This is a genomic window from Flavobacterium cheonhonense, from assembly GCF_035671315.1.
Classification (GTDB): Bacteria; Bacteroidota; Bacteroidia; order Flavobacteriales; family Flavobacteriaceae; genus Flavobacterium; species Flavobacterium cheonhonense.
Map to the genome: position 1 here is coordinate 37,498 of NZ_JAXAVY010000001.1, position 18,927 is coordinate 56,424.

13 protein-coding genes and 1 riboswitch are annotated in these 18,927 nt (G+C 41.0%); of the genes, 1 reads left to right on the top strand and 12 read right to left on the bottom strand.

Annotated elements, in window-relative coordinates:
* Nucleotides 1–7: 7 nt before the first annotated feature.
* From SK086_RS00200 to SK086_RS00240, 9 genes are all read right to left on the bottom strand, one after another.
* Nucleotides 8–757 (bottom strand): head GIN domain-containing protein, encoded by a 750-nt coding sequence (locus SK086_RS00200; RefSeq protein WP_324688797.1) that lies wholly within the window; start codon nucleotides 755–757, stop codon nucleotides 8–10.
* Nucleotides 758–766: 9 nt separating this feature from the next.
* Nucleotides 767–1,855, bottom strand: coding sequence for an acyloxyacyl hydrolase (locus tag SK086_RS00205; RefSeq protein ID WP_324688799.1), 1,089 nt, complete (start codon nucleotides 1,853–1,855; stop codon nucleotides 767–769).
* A gap of 261 nt (nucleotides 1,856–2,116) precedes the next feature.
* Complete coding sequence (gene metF, locus SK086_RS00210; protein WP_324688801.1) at nucleotides 2,117–3,073, bottom strand: methylenetetrahydrofolate reductase [NAD(P)H]; 957 nt, start codon at nucleotides 3,071–3,073, stop codon at nucleotides 2,117–2,119.
* A gap of 82 nt (nucleotides 3,074–3,155) precedes the next feature.
* A complete protein-coding gene (gene metH, locus SK086_RS00215; RefSeq protein WP_324688803.1) occupies nucleotides 3,156–5,828 on the bottom strand; it encodes a methionine synthase in 2,673 nt (890 codons plus the stop codon).
* Nucleotides 5,828–6,817 carry a homocysteine S-methyltransferase family protein gene (locus tag SK086_RS00220; RefSeq protein WP_324688806.1) on the bottom strand — a complete coding sequence of 330 codons (990 nt, stop codon included), beginning with the start codon at nucleotides 6,815–6,817 and terminating at the stop codon, nucleotides 5,828–5,830. The genes metH and SK086_RS00220 overlap by 1 nt, the downstream gene beginning before the upstream one ends.
* A gap of 263 nt (nucleotides 6,818–7,080) precedes the next feature.
* Nucleotides 7,081–7,182: riboswitch (SAM riboswitch) on the bottom strand.
* A 133-nt stretch (nucleotides 7,183–7,315) separates the two neighbouring features.
* Nucleotides 7,316–8,524: a sterol desaturase family protein gene (locus tag SK086_RS00225; RefSeq protein WP_324688808.1), complete on the bottom strand. Its 1,209-nt coding sequence runs from the start codon at nucleotides 8,522–8,524 to the stop codon at nucleotides 7,316–7,318.
* Between the two features lie 41 nt (nucleotides 8,525–8,565).
* Nucleotides 8,566–9,669, bottom strand: a complete 1,104-nt coding sequence (locus tag SK086_RS00230; protein ID WP_324688810.1) for a homoserine dehydrogenase family protein — start codon at nucleotides 9,667–9,669, stop codon at nucleotides 8,566–8,568.
* Nucleotides 9,656–10,657 (bottom strand): alpha/beta fold hydrolase, encoded by a 1,002-nt coding sequence (locus tag SK086_RS00235; RefSeq protein ID WP_324688812.1) that lies wholly within the window; start codon nucleotides 10,655–10,657, stop codon nucleotides 9,656–9,658. The genes SK086_RS00230 and SK086_RS00235 overlap by 14 nt, the downstream gene beginning before the upstream one ends.
* A gap of 94 nt (nucleotides 10,658–10,751) precedes the next feature.
* Complete coding sequence (locus SK086_RS00240; RefSeq protein WP_324688814.1) at nucleotides 10,752–12,047, bottom strand: O-acetylhomoserine aminocarboxypropyltransferase/cysteine synthase family protein; 1,296 nt, start codon at nucleotides 12,045–12,047, stop codon at nucleotides 10,752–10,754.
* A gap of 757 nt (nucleotides 12,048–12,804) precedes the next feature.
* Here SK086_RS00240 and metK point away from each other — a divergent pair.
* Nucleotides 12,805–14,055: a methionine adenosyltransferase gene (metK, locus tag SK086_RS00245; protein WP_324688816.1), complete on the top strand. Its 1,251-nt coding sequence runs from the start codon at nucleotides 12,805–12,807 to the stop codon at nucleotides 14,053–14,055.
* A gap of 322 nt (nucleotides 14,056–14,377) precedes the next feature.
* Here metK and SK086_RS00250 read toward each other — a convergent pair whose 3' ends face one another.
* Genes SK086_RS00250 through SK086_RS00260 form a run of 3 tightly spaced genes read right to left on the bottom strand, consistent with a single transcriptional unit; the run spans nucleotide 14,378 to nucleotide 18,876 of the window.
* A complete protein-coding gene (locus SK086_RS00250) occupies nucleotides 14,378–17,107 on the bottom strand; it encodes a carboxypeptidase-like regulatory domain-containing protein (protein ID WP_324688818.1) in 2,730 nt (909 codons plus the stop codon).
* Nucleotides 17,108–17,128: 21 nt separating this feature from the next.
* A complete protein-coding gene (locus tag SK086_RS00255; RefSeq protein ID WP_324688820.1) occupies nucleotides 17,129–17,968 on the bottom strand; it encodes a GLPGLI family protein in 840 nt (279 codons plus the stop codon).
* A 17-nt stretch (nucleotides 17,969–17,985) separates the two neighbouring features.
* Nucleotides 17,986–18,876: a GLPGLI family protein gene (locus SK086_RS00260; protein ID WP_324688822.1), complete on the bottom strand. Its 891-nt coding sequence runs from the start codon at nucleotides 18,874–18,876 to the stop codon at nucleotides 17,986–17,988.
* Nucleotides 18,877–18,927 lie beyond the last annotated feature (51 nt).

The window sequence follows — 18,927 nt, forward strand, 5'->3', positions numbered from 1 at the left end:
AGTGTTCTTAAGGATAAATCACATTCCCCTGATACAACTCTTCCACATCAATAAGTGGCGGCACGTGTTTCAAAATTACATTCCCGGTGCTGTTTAAAGTTCCGGTTAAGCTTTGGATGGGCTTTACAATCATGTCGTTAGAACCGCGATGGTACACATACAAATTCTGAATTGTTAATTGTTCTGCCTCAATTCTGCCGTCGCCAAAATAAAAATTGAAACTGCCATTGTTGGTTTGTCCCGATAAGTAGAACCTCGAAACATTATTATTGTTTATCGTCAAACTTTCGTTGTCAACGTTTAGGATAAAATCGCCGGTTCCTGCTCCGGCTTCACCATCAGCATCTTTGTCAAAAGCCGTGAACGTTAATGAAGGAAAAGTCAGCACACCATTAGAACTAATGTTTCTGTCGGTTTTGGAATACACTTCCTCCAAGGTTGGTGTTGTGACTAAAATCTTAGTCATGCCATAGGCGCGTACCCAATTACAACTGGCTTCATCTTTAAAAATCAACTGGTCACCGTTTTGAGTCACTTCTACATTGCCGATAAAGTTTTCCCCGGCTACAATTTCCACTTTATAAACAGCTCCCTGCGTAATAACCACCTCAATCCCGCGATACACTTTTATCTTTTTGAAAGGTTGCACCGGAACTTCTTTAGTAACAATTGTACCGCTGCTCTCCACGCAATCACTAGGTTTTTCACAAGCCACTAACAGCAAAAAAGCCACTACTAACAAACTGATTTTTTTCATCTCTTTCTTTTATAATCTGTAGCCAAGTCCAAATTCCAAAGCTTCCGCCAAGAACAAATGGGTTTTAATGGTAAAACCGCCAAATAGCTTATCGGTAAAATAGTATTTGACTCCAACCCTGTCGTAAATCGGAATGTCTTTTTTAAAAGGTTGATAGGCATAATAACCTACTTGTGCTTCTAAGGAAATGCGATTGATGAGCAACTCATGACCAACAAAAATTCCGATTCGCTTGTAATCAGTATTCGCGCTGATGTTTTCCTCCGGATAGGCCACCGAATAATATTTGATATATTCCTGAATGGATTTCGTCAAAAACAACTCTGCTCCCAACTGCAAAGCCGATTTGCGATTAAGACGTTTATCTGCATAAAAACCGATGTGGTAAAACGGAAATTGTCCGCTGTTGATGATCGGGTTTTCATTAATTCCGGTGCGCAAAACAAAATTATAGTGAATCGGTTCTTTATAAGATTTGGCAACTGTGGTTGTATCGGGTTTGCGGACAAAGTCTTCTGAAAAATTATAATTCAAACCTAAATTTAAAACATAGGTATTAATCCCGCTGTTGGGCGATTTCATTCTTCCGTTAGAATAATGAGTGAACAAAATCCCGGCATGAAAGCCAATATTTTTAAATAAATTTTGGTTGTCGTATGCCAAACCAATATTGGTGTTGCCCATAAACTTGCTCCCGAAAGCCTTGTTTTTGCTATTCTCCACTTTATCATAAGGATTCGTAGTAAACGCAATCCCTTGGGAAAGTTTGAGTTGCAAATGGCGGTTCCAAAAGTAAAAATTGTAAAGCGCTCCAACGGCATAGTTTTGTCCGAGTGGCTGACTGTTAAAGTCCTGATACAAAAAGTAAGCGCCGTAATCGGGGAAATTATAAGCTTGGTGCCATTCTTTTGAACCATCGGTTCTGTTTACTAAAGACAGCATCACACCTTGCGGATGACCGTTAACCAAATGGTACATGTCTTCGGTATGCGGTAAAGCATTGCCCCGTAAAATGGAAGCTTCGAGTGATAAAGCGTTCGTGTTTTGCCCAAAGCCTACAAAGGAACACAGGAAAAACAGCAGGTAAATTTTTCTCATCCTGGAATTTAAAACGCACAAATATAGCAGAATATCTTTAGGTTTGATAGTAAGAGGAGAATGCCCGGTGGACATTCGGTATTTTTAAATTTGGAAGCGAATGGTTCGGGCACTTTTGTTGGCCTTGTTCCCGCTTTTCGTTTCAATCTTTTGTTTTGTTACCCTGAGCGTCCCGAAGTTTCGGGAAAGGGCTTGTCCAAAAAACAAAAGGATTTCCACTTTAATCGGGGCTAAACGGGAATGGCCTTTTGTAAAATCCGATTAAAAAACAGCTTGGGCAATGGCTTTAATATTCTCAGCTTTCCCCATCGAATAATAATGCAACACCGGAATGCCGGCCGCAACCAACTCTTTACTTTGCACCACACACCATTCAATCCCGATTTGTTTGACTTCATCATTGTCCTTGGCTTTCACCACGGCCATAATCAAATCATCCGGCAACTCCAAACTAAAGCGATGCGGAATCAAGTTCAACTGCTTCTTAGTCGCAATCGGCTTCAAACCCGGAATAATCGGAACTGTAATTCCCGCAGCGCGACATTTGTCTACAAAATCAAAGAATTTTTTATTGTCGAAAAACATTTGGGTAATAATGTAATCCGCGCCATTCTTGATTTTTTGCTTCAAGAAATGGATATCACTGTCCAAACTCGGCGCTTCCATGTGCTTCTCCGGATAACCGGCAACACCAATACAAAAGTTCGTCTTGGCCGAATTCTTCAAATCTTCATCCAAGTAAATCCCTTTGTTCAAATTGCTGATTTGCGTCACCAATTCACTCGCATAAGCATTCCCTTCTTTCTCAGGATGGAAATAGGTTTCCGTTTTCAAGGCATCCCCTCTTAACGCTACTACATTATCAATCCCCAAGAAATCTAAGTCAATCAATAAGTTTTCGGTATCTTCTTTGGTAAAACCACCACACAAGATATGCGGAATCGCATCTACATTGTATTTGTTCTGAATCCCGGCGCAAATCCCAACCGTTCCCGGACGTTTTTTCACAATTTTCTTTTGCAATAATCCATTCGGCAATTCTTTGTACTCATATTCCTCTCGGTGATAGGTTACATCAATAAACGGCGGATTAAACTCCATTAACGGATCTATGCTGTCAAAAATCGACTGTATATTTTGTCCTTTCAAAGGCGGCAAAATCTCGAAAGAGAATAAAGGTTTGCCGTTGGCGTTTTCGATATGTTGGGTTACTTTCATAATTTTAAAATTGCGAGTTGCGAGTTGCGAGTTGCGAGTTGCGAGTTTACTTTGAACCCGAAACTCGTAACACGTAACCAAATTAATCTGCTATATTCGGTGATAGCCACTTCGTGGCTACTTCTGTTGCTATTCCTCTTCTTTTGGCATAATCTACCACTTGGTCTTCTTTAATTTTTCCGAGGCCGAAATACTTGCTCTGCGGATGGGCAAAATAATAGCCCGAAACCGAGGCTGCCGGCCACATCGCCATACTTTCCGTTAGTTTTACTCCTATTGCTTCTTCGACTTGCAATAATTTCCAAATCGTAGGTTTTTCCAAATGGTCCGGACAGGCCGGATATCCAGGAGCCGGTCGAATGCCTTTGTATTCCTCGTTAATCAAATCTTGATTAGATAAATTTTCATCGGAAGCATAACCCCAAATTTCACGGCGGACTTTTAAGTGCAAATATTCGGCAAAGGCTTCGGCCAAACGGTCGCCTAAAGCTTTCACTAAAATCGAATTGTAATCGTCCAATTGCTGTTCAAATTCGGAGGCTTTTTCATCCACCCCAAAACCGGTGGTCACACAAAAACAGCCTATATAATCTTGCTTGCCTGAATCTTTTGGCACTATAAAATCGGCTAAGGCAATGTTAGGCGCGCCAGCGGTTTTTTGGGATTGTTGGCGTAAGGTTAAAAACGTTGTCTGTTGCCCATTGTCCGTGGTCAGTGCTATATCGTCATCATTTATGGTGTTGGCCTGGAAAATCCCTAAGATGCCTTTGGCGGTAAACCATTTCTCGGTTACGATTTGGTGCAGCATTGTTTGTGCATCGGCAAACAAAGCCGAAGCTTGCTCGCCCACTACGTCGTCTTTCAAAATCGCCGGATATTTTCCAAACAATTCCCACGATTGGAAGAATGGTGTCCAGTCGATAAAATCAACCAAATCAGACAGTGCCACCTCAACGGTTTTGGTTCCGATAAAGTTGGGTTTTACCGGAGTGAAATTATCCCAATCGAATTGTAATTTATTTTTACGGGCGTCTTCAATCGACAAATAATTTTTATCTCGACTGCGACTCAAATAGCCTTCGCGCAATTGGTCGTATTCGGAACGCACTGCTTGCACGTAGCTGTCTTTGGTTTCGGCTTGCAGCAAATTACTGGCTACAGTCACCGCTCGCGACGCATCGTTAACGTGTACTACAGTCGATTGGTATTCCGGTGCGATTTTTACCGCTGTATGCGCACGCGATGTAGTAGCGCCGCCAATCATAATCGGAATTTGGATATTCAGCTTGTCCATCTCTTTGGCCAAATACACCATTTCATCGAGTGAAGGTGTAATCAATCCGCTCAAACCTATAATGTCGACATTTTCTTTAACCGCCGCATCGATGATTTTTTCAGGCGGTACCATTACCCCTAAATCGATGATTTCAAAGTTGTTGCAGGCCAATACTACGGAAACAATATTCTTACCAATATCGTGTACATCGCCTTTTACGGTGGCCATCAATACTTTTCCGGCTGAAGACGATTTACCGTCTTTCGATGCTTCTATATAAGGCAAAAGGTAAGCCACGGCTTTCTTCATCACACGGGCTGATTTTACCACTTGCGGCAAGAACATTTTTCCGCTACCAAACAAATCGCCTACTACATTCATCCCGTTCATCAAGTGGTTTTCGATGACTTCAATCGGTTTTGCTACCAATTGACGGGCTTCTTCAACATCAATTTCTATAAACTCGTCTATTCCTTTTACTAAAGAATGGGTTAATCTTTCTTGAACCGAACCATTGCGCCATTCTTGCACTGCTTTATCATTGGTTTTGAAATCGCCTTTGAAACTTTCGGCTAAGTCCAGCAATCTTTCGGTGGCGTCTTCTCTTCGGTTGAGCAAAACATCTTCTACATGTTCTAACAAAACCGGATCAATTTCGTCGTAAATCTCCAACATTTCAGGATTTACAATACCCATAGTCATGCCGTGTTTGATGGCGTGGTACAAGAAAGCCGAATGCATGGCTTCACGCACTTTATCGTTTCCGCGAAACGAAAACGACACATTACTCACGCCGCCTGAAACTCCTGCAAACGGTAGGTTTTCGCGTATCCATTGCGTGGCTTTGAAGAAGTCTAAAGCGTTTAACTTGTGCTCTTCCATACCCGTGGCTACCGGGAAAATATTCGGGTCGAAAATGATGTCTTCGGGTGGAAAATGAACTTCTTTTACCAAAATATCATAACTTCTTTTACAAATATCGATGCGCCTTTGGTAGGTGTCGGCTTGGCCTTCTTCGTCAAATGCCATGACAATGACTGCCGCACCGTATCTTTTGATGAGTTTAGCATGATGGATGAACGCTTCCTTTCCTTCTTTTAAGGAGATGGAATTCACGACGCCTTTTCCTTGGATGACTTTCAAACCGGCTTCGATGATTTCCCATTTAGAGCTGTCAATCATCACCGGAACGCGAGCAATATCGGGCTCGGCGGCAATTAAGTTGAGGAATTTCGTCATGGCATAAACCCCATCCAACATCCCTTCGTCCATATTGACATCGATAATTTGCGCACCGCCTTCTACTTGGGCACGGGCAATATCGAGGGCTTCTTCGTATTTTTCTTCTTTGATTAAACGAAGGAATTTGCGCGAACCGGTAACATTGGTGCGCTCTCCTACGTTGATGAAATTACTTTCCGGTGTAACTATTAACGGTTCTAAACCGGATAATTTTAAGTATTTGGTTGCTTCCGCCATTATATCGTTTCTAAAATTGTTCTGGGTTTGAATTGAGCGGCTACCTCAGCAATGGCTTTGATGTGTTCCGGAGTGGTACCGCAACAGCCGCCTATGATGTTGACTAAGTTATCTTGTAAATATTCACGAATCAACGCTTGCATTTCGACCGGTGTTTGGTCGTATTGCCCAAAAGCATTGGGCAAACCGGCATTGGGATGTGCTGAAATATTTAAAGAGGTATTTTGGGCCAATCTTTTCAAATACGGTTTTAATTGGTCGGCACCCAAAGCACAATTGAATCCGATACTCAACAATGGAATATGCTGAATAGAAATCAGAAACGCTTCTACAGTTTGCCCTGAAAGAGTTCTTCCTGAGGCATCGGTAATGGTGCCTGAAACCATTACGGGTATGTCTAACTGTCTTTCTTCTTTGACTTCCTCGATGGCGAACAAAGCCGCTTTGGCATTGAGCGTGTCAAAAATGGTTTCTACCAAAAGCACATCACAACCGCCGTCAATCAAAGCTTCTACTTGTTGTTTGTAGGCGATGTGCAAATCGTCGAAAGTGACCGCTCTGAATCCCGGATCGTTTACATCGGGCGACATGGAAGCCGTACGGTTGGTTGGTCCGATGGAACCGGCTACGAAACGCGGTCTGTCGGTGAACTCATCGGCGACTTCACGAGCAATTTTTGCCGATTGGAAATTGAGTTCATACACCAAATCTTCCATATGATAATCGGCCATCCCGATGGTGGTTCCTGAAAACGTATTGGTTTCGACGATATCGGCGCCGGCTTGAAAATACAGGCGGTGGACTTGTTTTACCGCTTCGGGTTGGGTAATCGACAACAAATCGTTGTTGCCTTTTAGCGAATGTGGAAAATCCTTAAAGCGTTCACCACGGAAATCAGCTTCTGAGAAGTTGTTGCGCTGTAACATGGTTCCCATCGCACCGTCGAGGACGAGGATTCTTTCTTTGATAGCGTCTTGTATTTTTGACATATTTTTTAAATTTCACAGAGATGCACAGAGCATCCCAGAGATACACAGAGTTTATTAATTAGCCCCGATTACCTCACTTTACACTAATTCAATAGGTGTTCGGTGAATGCTTCGCATTTGGCAGTATCGTCTTTTGGGACGAGACAGAAAGCGGGAATAGGGACTGCAACAACGCGCAAGCCATTGCTTCGCCAATTCGCCTTCGGCTCGGGTCGCTAGTCAAAACATATAAAAGAATCAGGAAAGAGAGAGGAAATGTCTCTGGGTTATCTTTTCTCAAATTGAGATAGAATGTAGCACCTTCTTTTGGCAAAGGGTTGCTAAGCTTTCACAGGGTCTATTCCCTCCGGCTTTCGTGATAACAAACATAATGTTAATGAACGGTGCAAAGTAATGACACAGAATTCACATTTGCAAGGGTTTTGAAAAAATAAAAACCTACAACGTTGTAGTGCTGTAGGTTTTCGGGGTTCTGTCTTGCGGCAGAGCGGTTGGTGGTTAGTTAGCGAATATGACTTTTTGGTATTTTGAATTTATACTGTTGTAGAACAATAACACCATAGTGTATACTATAACTATCAAAGTTGTGGTGTAGAGTGTTGTAATTGTTTCGTTAAAAATAAAACAGAGAATGCTGAATCGTACAAACTCAAGGTGAAATATCCAACGTTTTTGCTCGAGCATTGCACCGGTAATAATTACACTAAAAATGATGAATGCCGTTAAGAGCCAAAGGTTGGGTTTTGAAATGTAATGTGAGAATAGAATAGTGATAAAAAGTACGCCTATAGTAGTCAGTGTTTTTACTTTTATGGCTCGGATTAGTTGTTTTGAATACTGAATGTGTGTTACTTTTTGGGAAAGTTTGCGTTCGAGCAAAGTTCTGATTCTCGGGTCATGGTTATTTGGACTTCCTAAAATGACTTTGATTTTTTGTTTAAATGTTGGCGCCAGACGAACAGCCACCATTAATTCCAGGAAATAGTGAAAATTTTGCCATAAAAAACTGTGACTCCCCAGTGATTTGGTTAAACCGTATTTCGGTTCGGCTTTTTCTTCGGCGAATGTTCCGAAAATTTTATCCCAAATGATGAGCATGTCACCATAGTTTTTATCTAAATATTCCGGATTGCTACTATGATGCACCCGATGATGTGAGGGCGTCACAATGATGTATTCCAGCCAACCCAATTTCCCAACGAGTTGAGTGTGCGTAAAAAAAGGATACGTTCCGTGAATAAGTAACAACACCGTAATCATCTCCGCCGGAAACCCTATTATGGGTAAAATACTCCAAAACAAGCCTCGAGCAAATGCCTGAATTACTGTGATTCGAGCCGCGGCTGTATAGTTGAAGTCGTCACTTTGGTGGTGCACGATATGAGCCGCCCAAAACAAGTTGATTTCGTGACCGAAGCGATGGTACCAATACCAAACCAAATCGGTTGCCAGAAATAACAAAATCCAAGTCAACCAGTTGCTCTCAATAGTAAAAATAGCCCAATTTTGGTGTAACCAAGTGAATGCAAAAAAGAACGAACCGGTAGTCAGCAAATCGGTAATTCGTTCAACAATTCCAACGTTGATATTGGCTATACTTTCGTTAAACTGGTGGATTTTTTTGTTTCTTTTTTGACTGATATAGTATTCCAACAACATAAAAAAGACAAAAAAAGGAATGGCTAAAGCGATATATTCCAGCTTCATAATGTATTTATAATTTGTTTTAAATTCGGAACATTACTTTTTCAGGAAAGCCAAATAGCTTCCTGAATTTTGATTTTCTCAGCTACTTTAAGAATATCGGTCAAAACACCACGCGCCGTAACTTGTTTCCCGGCGCCGGCGCCTTGAATGACGATTGGGATGTCTCCATACGATTTAGTGTAAATTTCAATGAGGTTATCAGCGCCTTGGAGTTGACCGAGCGGAGAACTTTTAGGTACCGAAACGAGTTTGACTTGGAGTTGTTTGGTCTTTACCTCCAATTCGCCTACATACCGAAGCACGTGGTTATCAGCTTGGGTAATTTTGGCAATTTGAAACGGTTTGTCAAACAACTGCTTGTTGACAGCGTATTCGGCTTTGGTGTTTTTTTGATTGAGATTCGGGAGCAAAAGGGATTCGATGTTGATGTCGGCGAATTCCAATTCCTGTTCAATTTCGCGTGCGAGGATGAGTAATTTTCGGGCCACATCGTTGCCGGATAAATCTTCACGGGAATCGGATTCGGTCAATCCGATTTTTTCGGCTTGGGATAAAATTTTAGAAAATGGCAATTCTTCGGCAGAAAATCGGTTAAAGATGTAACTCAATGAGCCTGAGAAAACGCCTCTGATTTTGGTGATTTCTTCTCCGGAAAAGTGTAAATCGTTGATAGTTTGAACAACCGGTAATCCGGCACCTACATTGGTTTCATACAAAAAGGTTTTGTCGAATTTTTTGAGGTTTCTTCTCAGCTCTTTGTAGAAATCGGTGTGCAAGGTGTTGGCTTTCTTGTTGGCCGCAACAATGTTAAACCCGTTTTGGATCAGCGGTATATAATTTTTGATGATTTCCTCACTGGCTGTGGCGTCAACGGCAATCAGGTTTTCCAGTTGTTGTTCTTGTACATATTCGATAATATCTTCGATGCGGAACGGAATAGCCGACTGGGCGAAGTTGGCTTCCCATTGATTTCTCAATCCTTCTTTTTCAAAAAAAGCCAAGGTCGAATTAGTGATGATGGGAAAGCGCAAATCGATGTTTCTTTTTTCGAGGAAGAATTTTTGACTCTCGATAACCTGATTGATAAGCGTACTACCGACATTGCCGATACCGAAAAGGACTATATTGATTCTAAGCGCTGACATAGTTTTGTTGTTTTTGTGGATTAAAAATAGGCTCTAAAATTTGGGCTAATTGTTGGTATTCGATTAAAAAAGCGTCGTGTCCATGGATGGATGTAATTTCGTGGTAAGACACATTCTCTTTTACGGCTTTAGCCAGTTCGAAAGTGGCCTTGTTTTCCTCGGGAATAAAAAAGTAATCCGTGTTTACGGCCACAATATGAATAGAGGCTTTAATGGTTTTGACAATAGTAGAAAAATCACCTCGGTTGCGAGTAATGTCGTTTGTTTTGAGCAAATGGTTCATCAATTTGTAAGCCGACAAGCGAAAGCGGTTTTTGAGTTTGATGCCGTGATTGGCCAACCAATTTTCGATTTGAAACACTGAAGAATCAAGAAACTTGCTTCTTTGAAAACGTTGGTTAATGGATTGCGGTGTTCGGTACAACAACATGGCGTGTAAGCGCGCATCGGCAATCGGATCATCGGAATTGTTAAGGATTTGGTCTTGGATTAATACGTTGGCTATCACCCAATCTGTTGCTTTCCAATCAGTGGCAATGGGGATTAGGTTTTGAATTCGGTTAGGCAAAAGCGCTGCCATTTCCCAGGCTACTGCACCACCTAAACTACCGCCGATTACGGCAAAAACATCGGTGATATTCAAATACAGTAAGCCTTCCCAAAAAATTCGGGCGACATCGCGAATGGTAAAATCTTTATAATTGGAAATCAGGTTCCCGAAATTATTGTCGTAACCGTTACCCGGAATGTTGAAAGCGATAACCGTAAAATAATCTGTATCGATGGTTTTGGTTTCGCCGATTAACTCGTTCCACCAGCCGTTTTCTCCCGTAACATTAGAATTTCCGGTAAGCGCATGATTGACCACTACTATCGGAGCGGAACCGATGGGTTGTCCGAAAGTTTGGTAAAACAACGGAACATAAGGACGCTGCTTTCCGCTTTCCAATACCACATTAAACAAATCTATTTTTTCTAACTTTTTCATTTTTTTAGCTTTTTTAAAAGACTGCCTTCAACCTAAACTTTGAAGACAGTCTTAACAAACAAACAAACAAAACCTATATCTTTTCTTTAGTATTTTAAATGACCTGTTGCGGAGTTTTTACCAGGACGAATGCGGCTTTTAGGTCGGCTTTCAAATCCTCGATATTTTCCAAACCAACCGACAAACGGATTAAATCTTTGGTTACCCCTGTCGCTTCTTGTTCAGCGTCTGATAATTGTTGGTGAGTCGTACTGGCCGGGTGAATGATCAGTGATTTGGTGTCGCCGATATTGGCTAAGAGTGAGAACAATTTGGTTTCATCAGCCACTTTTTTCGCCGCTTCGAAACCGCCTTTCAATCCGAAGGTTACGATGCCGCTTTGGCCTTCCGGTAAATATTCTTCGGCTAATGCTTTGTATTTAGAAGTAGCTAATCCCGGATAATTCACCCATTCGACTTCCTCTTGCGCTTCCAACCACTGGGCTAAGGCTAAGGCATTTTCACTGTGTTTTTTGATGCGGACTTCCAACGTTTCAAGACCTTGTATGGTTTGAAAAGCATTGAACGGTGATAAGGCCGCTCCGAAATCGCGTAAGCCTTCGATTCTTACTTTGGCGATGAATGACGCGGCACCCAAAGCTTCGTAGTATTTCAATCCATGATAACCGGCAGATGGTTCGGTGAATTCGGGAAATTTACCATTACTCCAATCGAAGTTTCCGGCATCGATGATTACACCTCCTAAAGAAGTTCCGTTGCCGGTAATGTATTTGGTGAGCGAGTGAATGACGATGTCAGCACCGTGTTGAATCGGGTTTAACAGATAAGGCGTTGCAACGGTATTATCAACGATAAAAGGCACTTTGAAAGCTTTGGCTGCTGCCGAAATGACCTTCAAATCGAGTACGTCCAGTTTGGGATTCCCTAAGCTTTCGGCAAAGAAAGCTCTGGTGTTTTCTTGGGCCGCTTTAGTGAAGTTTTCCGGATTTGACGGATCGACGAAAGTGGTTGTGATGCCTAGCCTCGGCAAGGTTACGCTCAACAAATTGTACGTTCCGCCATACAAGCTGTTGGAAGCCACAATGTGATCTCCGGCTTTGAGTAATACCAGCAAGGTTGTAGCGATGGCTGAAGTTCCTGAGGCCGTAACTACAGCTCCGATTCCGCCTTCGAGTGCGGCTAAGCGTTGTTCTAAGATGTCGTTCGTAGGATTGTTCAAACGGGTGTAAATGAATCCGGCTTCGGCCAAACCGAACAGATTGGCGGCGTGGTCGGTGTTGTTGAATACATAAGACGTTGTTTGGTAAATAGGCACCGCTCTGGTTCCTGCATTTTTGGTAACGTCGTGGCCTGCATGTAAGGCGTTGGTGGCGAATTTTTGTGTGCTCATGATTTTTAGATATTTAGATTATTTTAAAATTTTATTTTTAAAAGCCCTTCGACTGCGCTCAGGGTGACAAATTTGGATTAAATAAAAAAAGTCCTTTCGGATGGCTTACCAAAAGGACTTTTCAGGAGTATAAATATAAACTTCGATTACGTCTTTCGCTTTTGGTAATGGGGTACACGAATGCAACAACACATTGTCATGTGCATCATACGACGGCGAATCATGGTATTTTGAATGGTTGTTTTCATTTTGCTTTTTTGGTTTGGGTTGCCCCTTCGACTGCGCTCAGGGTGACAATTTTTTTTTAAATAAAAAAACCTCTGCGGTTGAGCAGAGGTTTGATGGTTATATTTTAAAATTTAAAATTATGCCATAAGCGTCCTCTGCGGAGTTTTCCACATCATGCGACACATATGACAAATTGTAAAGTTCATTTTTGTTGTTTTTGTATGGAGCAAACTTCTGAATGTTTTTTGACTTGACCAAACGGAATTTAAAAATTTAACATTTGAAATTGGGTGATATATATTTAAATACTACGTATTTAGATTTTTTGAAAAATCACAAAAAAAATAAAAAAAGCCAAATAGTTTTTTGTTTTCGAATTAGTCTTTATACATTTGCAACCGAAAATTGAGAGGAAAAATTTGAACTGATTGCAACCTCGTTAAAAAATGCTAAAGCAGAAACTCTCCTTTAGCTTTTACGGCAATCCCCTCTTTTTTCGCAACATTTAATATTAAACTAAAACATAGTTATGGCTTATTTATTTACGTCGGAATCCGTTAGTGAAGGACATCCGGATAAGGTAGCTGACCAAATCAGTGATGCGTTAATTGACAACTTTTTAGCTTTTGATGCCGAGTCGAAAGTAGCTTGTGAAACTTTGGTAACTACCGGTCAGGTAATCTTGGCAGGAGAAGTAAAATCGAATACGTACTTGGATGTACAATCGATTGCCAGAGAAGTAATTCGCAAAATTGGTTACACCAAAAGTGAGTACATGTTTGAGGCCAATTCTTGTGGTGTTTTATCTGCGATTCACGAGCAATCAGCCGATATTAACCAAGGTGTTGACCGCGCCAGCAAAGAAGAGCAAGGAGCAGGTGACCAAGGAATGATGTTTGGTTATGCGACTAACGAAACCGACAATTACATGCCTTTGGCTTTGGATTTATCTCACGCTTTGTTGCTTGAATTGGCAGCTATTCGCAGAGAAAACAACGAAATCACTTATTTGCGTCCGGACGCTAAATCGCAAGTTACTTTAGAGTATTCTGACGACAACAAACCGGTTCGTATTGACGCAATCGTAATTTCTACGCAACACGATGATTTTGCGGATGAAGCTACGATGTTGGCCAAAATTAAAAGCGATTTGATTTCGATTTTGATTCCGAGAGTAAAAGCCAAATACCCACAATACGCTCATTTGTTTAACGACGATATTACGTATCACATCAACCCAACCGGAAAATTCGTTATTGGCGGACCACACGGTGATACCGGTTTAACCGGAAGAAAAATTATTGTGGATACTTACGGTGGAAAAGGTGCTCACGGTGGTGGTGCATTCTCAGGAAAAGACCCATCTAAAGTAGACCGTTCAGCAGCTTATGCTACCCGTCATATTGCTAAAAACTTGGTGGCTGCCGGTTTGTGTGATGAGATTTTGGTACAAGTATCGTACGCGATTGGTGTGGCTAAACCAACATCAATCAACGTGAATACTTACGGCACTGCCAAAGTAAACATGACTGACGGTGAAATCAGCAAAGTAGTAGAAACCATCTTCGATATGCGTCCGTACTTTATTGAGCAACGTTTGAAATTGAGAAACCCTATTTACAGTGAAACTGCGGCTTACGGTCATATGGGAAGAACTCCTGAAACGGTAACTAAAACGTTTAAATCACCAAATGGTGAAGACAAAACGGTAACTGTAGAATTATTTACTTGGGAGAAATTAGATTTCGTAGACAAAGTAAAAGCGGCTTTCGGAATTTAATTATTATTTCGGAAATGATATAACAAAGCCCGCAATTGCGGGCTTTTCTTTTGGCTTTAGCATCTGGCAGGCGAGTGTCAATCCATTGAAAAATCCGTAAAAATAAAAGGTGTTTGAGCGAAGCGAGTTCTTTTATTTTCGGATTTAAAATGAGGATTGACCGCCGAAGATGCAACGCCTTGAATTTTTGCTTCTTTTGTTTCAAGACAAAAGAAGAACTAGCCCCGATGGAAGCGGCATCCTTTTGTTTTGTCATCCTGTCCCGAGGCTTCGGGAGTCGAAGGACAAAACAAAAGATACAGCGGACAGCGGGAATCAGCTCCTACAAATTATACTTCATACTAAAGATAATGTATCTCGGCTGTACGCGGTATTGCGAATTACGGGTAGAAAACTGCGAGAAATTGTCGTCGTTGATCGAAGTGGTATTCAAAATATTGGTTGCCGCTACTTTGTATTCCCAGTGGCTGTCTTTGGTTTTTTGATACGTCAAACTGGCTGAAAGAAAGTCGTATTCCTGGTCTACTGTTTTGGCTTTGTTATAGTAATGAAAAAACTCATACTCACTCACAAAAGAGAAACTTTTCAGGAAAAAGTAATCCAGTTTTACAGACGGACTATCGGTGTAAAAGGTATCGTTGGGATACTCGTTCAGCGTATACGAATAGCCCAATTCAATATTAGGCAATTTTTTGAAATTGGTTGACGCACTTAAAAAGTAGTTTTGGGTAAAACTCTCGGTATCAACTACATTTTCGACCGCATTAATAGGGTTTACTTGGATGTTGTAAAATTTACTCCAATTGACTGTAGCACTTACATTGGCTTTATAATATTTTAAAAACGAGCGCCCATAGCGTGCATTCGCGGACAAAACTTCCTCTCCGAAAGGCGAATTGAACGGCGAACCGATTTGGTTTACACCTTCGAACAAGGCTCGCGTTTTGATGGCTTCGGTAGTTCTGGTGTAATTGATATAGCCCCCAAAGTTTTCAAAATTAAACATATTGAATTTTTGGTAAGACAACGTATGGCTTTGGACTACCGAGTTTTCCAAATCGCGGTTTCCGGAAAACAAACTGCTGTAGCTATTGAAAATAGTACCTACCGCATAGTTATTAATATTGGTAAAGTTGTTGGTGATGCCGAAGTTATACGTTAGCGTTTCCGATTTTTTGATTTGGTAAATCATTTGAAAATCGGGCAACAAACGAAACAGTTCCTGATTGACATCGGTGCCTAATTGGGTATTGGTTAGATTAAATCGGTGTAAAGTCAAGCCTGGCGTAAAGGTAAATTTACCGGTCAACCATTTGAAATGAAACCCTAAATAGGTATCGTTGTAACGGTAGCTGACCTCGTTGTTGTTTTCGGGTGCGTTTAATTCGTTAACGGTTCCGTTGTCTAAACGTTGGTCGATGGAAGACGTTAAACTTTGGTAAACATAGGAGTTCGCTAAGGTAAAATTCAGATTGGTTTTAGGCGTTAGTACATAATAATAGTCCAAACGACTGTCGAGTTTGTTGGTTTTGATGAAGCGACTTTGGGTTATATCGTTGCGGTTTTGTGTCGTGTTGTAGCCTGTAAAATCAAACGGCTGGAACTGCAAATTGGCATTGTACAACGGATCTTCGTTTTGGTACAAATGTTGGGTTTCAAAAGCAAAAATATGCTTTTCTGTTGGCGTGTAATAAAAACTCAAATTCTGATTGATGTTGACCGGATCTTGTTTTTTGGAAGTAAAAATACTTTCGTTGGTATTGGTTCCGGTTAAGAAATTCGACACTTGACGATTGAGTTCGTTGTTTTCTCTTTGGGCGGAAATTCGGTTTAAAATATCGTAATCCAATTGAAAATTAGCATTGGGTTTGTAAGTCGCGCTGAACTTGAACAATCCCAAATTGTTTTTCTGACTGCCGGCATCGTCTCTGACTTCAGCCGAAGAAACATCGGTCGAATTAGGTTGTAAAATATTAACAGTAGAAGCCGTTTCGGTATCAACTAAAGTAGAAGTAGCGATGACAAATCCACTTAAACTCCAGCTTTTCGATGGGTTGTATGAAAAATTGGTAGCGCCGAAATGCGATTCGATTTCTTTAACGCGATTGTCTTGGAAAAAGCTAATGCCTAAGGAATTACTACCCACATTAATACTGCCGCCGCCTTTGCCCATGATGTTTCGGAAACCGCCACTGAAGCGGAAATAATCCTGTATAGTAAAGGCTTGCTGCCCGACATTATTGCTGTTCCCCATAATGTTGATGCTGTATTTCGGACTGTAATAAAATGCTTTCGGCGCTACTACATATCGGTTGTCATCGTGTCCAACGCCTATACCGGCGGTCATGTCGCCAAACCAGAAGTTCTTCTTACCGTCTTTCAGTTTGATGTTCATGGCGAGGTTGTCTTGGTTGTTTTCCACGCCTTTCATGATGGAATTCTCGTTGTAGTTGCGCAAGACTTGGACTTTGTCAATTGCATCGGCAGGAATGTTTTTAACGCCCAATTTGGTATCGCCGTCAAAAAAGTCTTTGCCTTCTACCATTAACTTGGTTACCGATTTTCCTTCTACTTTTACCTGACCATCGGCATCTACTTCAACGCCCGGTAGTTTTTTTAAGACATCTTCCAGTTTTCGTTCGGTACCGGTTTTAAAGGAATCGGCATTGTACACTATGGTGTCGCCTTTGATGGAAACGGGCATTTCCCGTACTATTTCTACACCGTCTAACTCGATTCCGCCGCTGTCCATCGTGATGTTTTGGGTGATGTTTTCCGCTTGGGTAGTGACCACTACTTCTTTATTCTGCATGCCCAAATAACTGAACTTGATGGTGTACGTTGTATTGGGTTTAAGATTGAGCAAAAACTTGCCTTTGTCATTGGTAATAGCGTAAGCGTCCATGGCTTTGGTTGCTTGGTTCATTGCCATCACATTGGCCATTTCTAAAGGTGCCTTGGCATTGTCTTGAACGATGCCTTCATAGCGAACGGTTTGGGCAAATGAAAATACAGTAGTAAAAAGAAAAACGAATAGTATAGATTTTTTCATTGGTTGAGTTGGATCGATTGATTAGTGTTGAAAGTAAATAACGCCGTCTTCATCTTTCATACTGTCTTCTTTTTTCTTTCGGATTTCGTCAAATTTCTTTTGGGACACTTTTTCCCCTTTGTTAGGCACTTTGATTTTGAATTTTTCTTTTGTGCTCAGTGTCACTTTGGTGCATAAGAAAATGCCGAAGCCATCATTAACCTCTAAGATTAAACCCGGCAAACCCCAATAATTATCGGGACCGAAACTAACAGGAATTTCAGGAGTGTACCAAACGGTTACTATTTTATCTTCGGGTTTGGCCATTTTAAAAAGCGCCGGTTTTTGGGCGTCTCTTTTTAAAAAGTCTTCGTAGTCTTGCTTTTGTTTTTCGCTAACCGGAATCACTAATTCGGCTTTAAAACAATTGTAATCCCCTATTTTCTTGGTTTCATCGATTAATTTCCAATCCGGTTTTACCAAGGGTTCCACAATTAAAAATTCTTTATCGAACACATTGTCTTCTACTACACTGGTTTGTTCTTTGAGGTTTAAGTATTTGTTACCGGTAGTACCGTAGGAAATGGAAACCGAAAAGTCTTCAGTATTGTTAGACGGTTTTTCTAAAGCTTTTTCTTCTTCATACAAACATTCGGTTTTATTGAAAGTGAGAGTATATTGCTTTTCTGAAGCTTTCTTTACAGCTTCCTTTACCACTTTTTCAAACTCAGGATCAACAGGTTCTTTGGGATCGGTTTTGACTTTTTCTGTCTTTTTCTTGGGAATTCTTTTCCAAAAATACTCAGCTTTCCCTTGAAATTCTTGGGCTTCGGACAATATTACTACTAATAAAAAAAGAGCGGTATAGATAACTTTAGTCATTACATACTTTATTTTGATTAACGATTCATTCTCATTTGGAATCCGCCTCGGCCACCCATTTCGCTCATTTCTTCCATTTTCTTGATGACAATTTCATCGTATTCTTTTTGAGACACTTCTTTGCCGGCGGCAGGTGCTTTGATATCGGCTTTTTCTTTGGGATTCAAAACCACTTTAGAACACAAAATGGTCGTTTTACCATCGTTGACTTCTAAGATTAATCCGGGTAATCCCCAATACCCTTCCGGACCTTGGTTTACCGGAATTTCAGGGGTATACCAAGCTGTAATGGTAATCTCTTTCGGCATTTCTATTTGATCCATGAAGCTGGTTTTTGCACCTTCTTTGGCTTCTTCTTTCGCTTTATCGTCTTTCTTTTCTTCTTCCTTTTTTGGACGGAAGTTTCGGAAATCGGTTTTACTGGCCGGAATTACGGCAGTCGCTTTGAAACAATTGTAACCACCAATTACACGGGTTTCTCCGGTCATTTGCCAATTGTAAGTCTTTAAAGAATCTTTCACCAAAAACTCTTTGCCCATGAATTCTTTGTCGACTTTATAAATTTTTTCCTTTACGTTTTTATAGTAAGTTCCGCCGCCGCCCATCATGGAGCTCATCATACGGAATCCGCCGCCGCCTTGACCCGGAGTGTCGAGTTTTTCTTCTTCTTTATAGATGGAAGCCGACTTATCGAAATTCAGAAAAAACGTTTTCTCAAACATTTTCTTCATGCGCTCTTCAATCATTTTTTGCATTTCGGGCGTGATTTCGCGGTTGCCTTCAAAACGGGATTTGAAATCTGCCGTACTGGTTTTGGATTCATACACTGCCATTCCTTGGAAATCTTTTTGGGCGTGCGAGGCTAAATAAGAAAAAAGAAAATACGAAGCGAATACTATTTTTTTCATTGTTTTTAGGTTTTGATAACAAATATGACGAATCAATTTGTAAACTGTTAC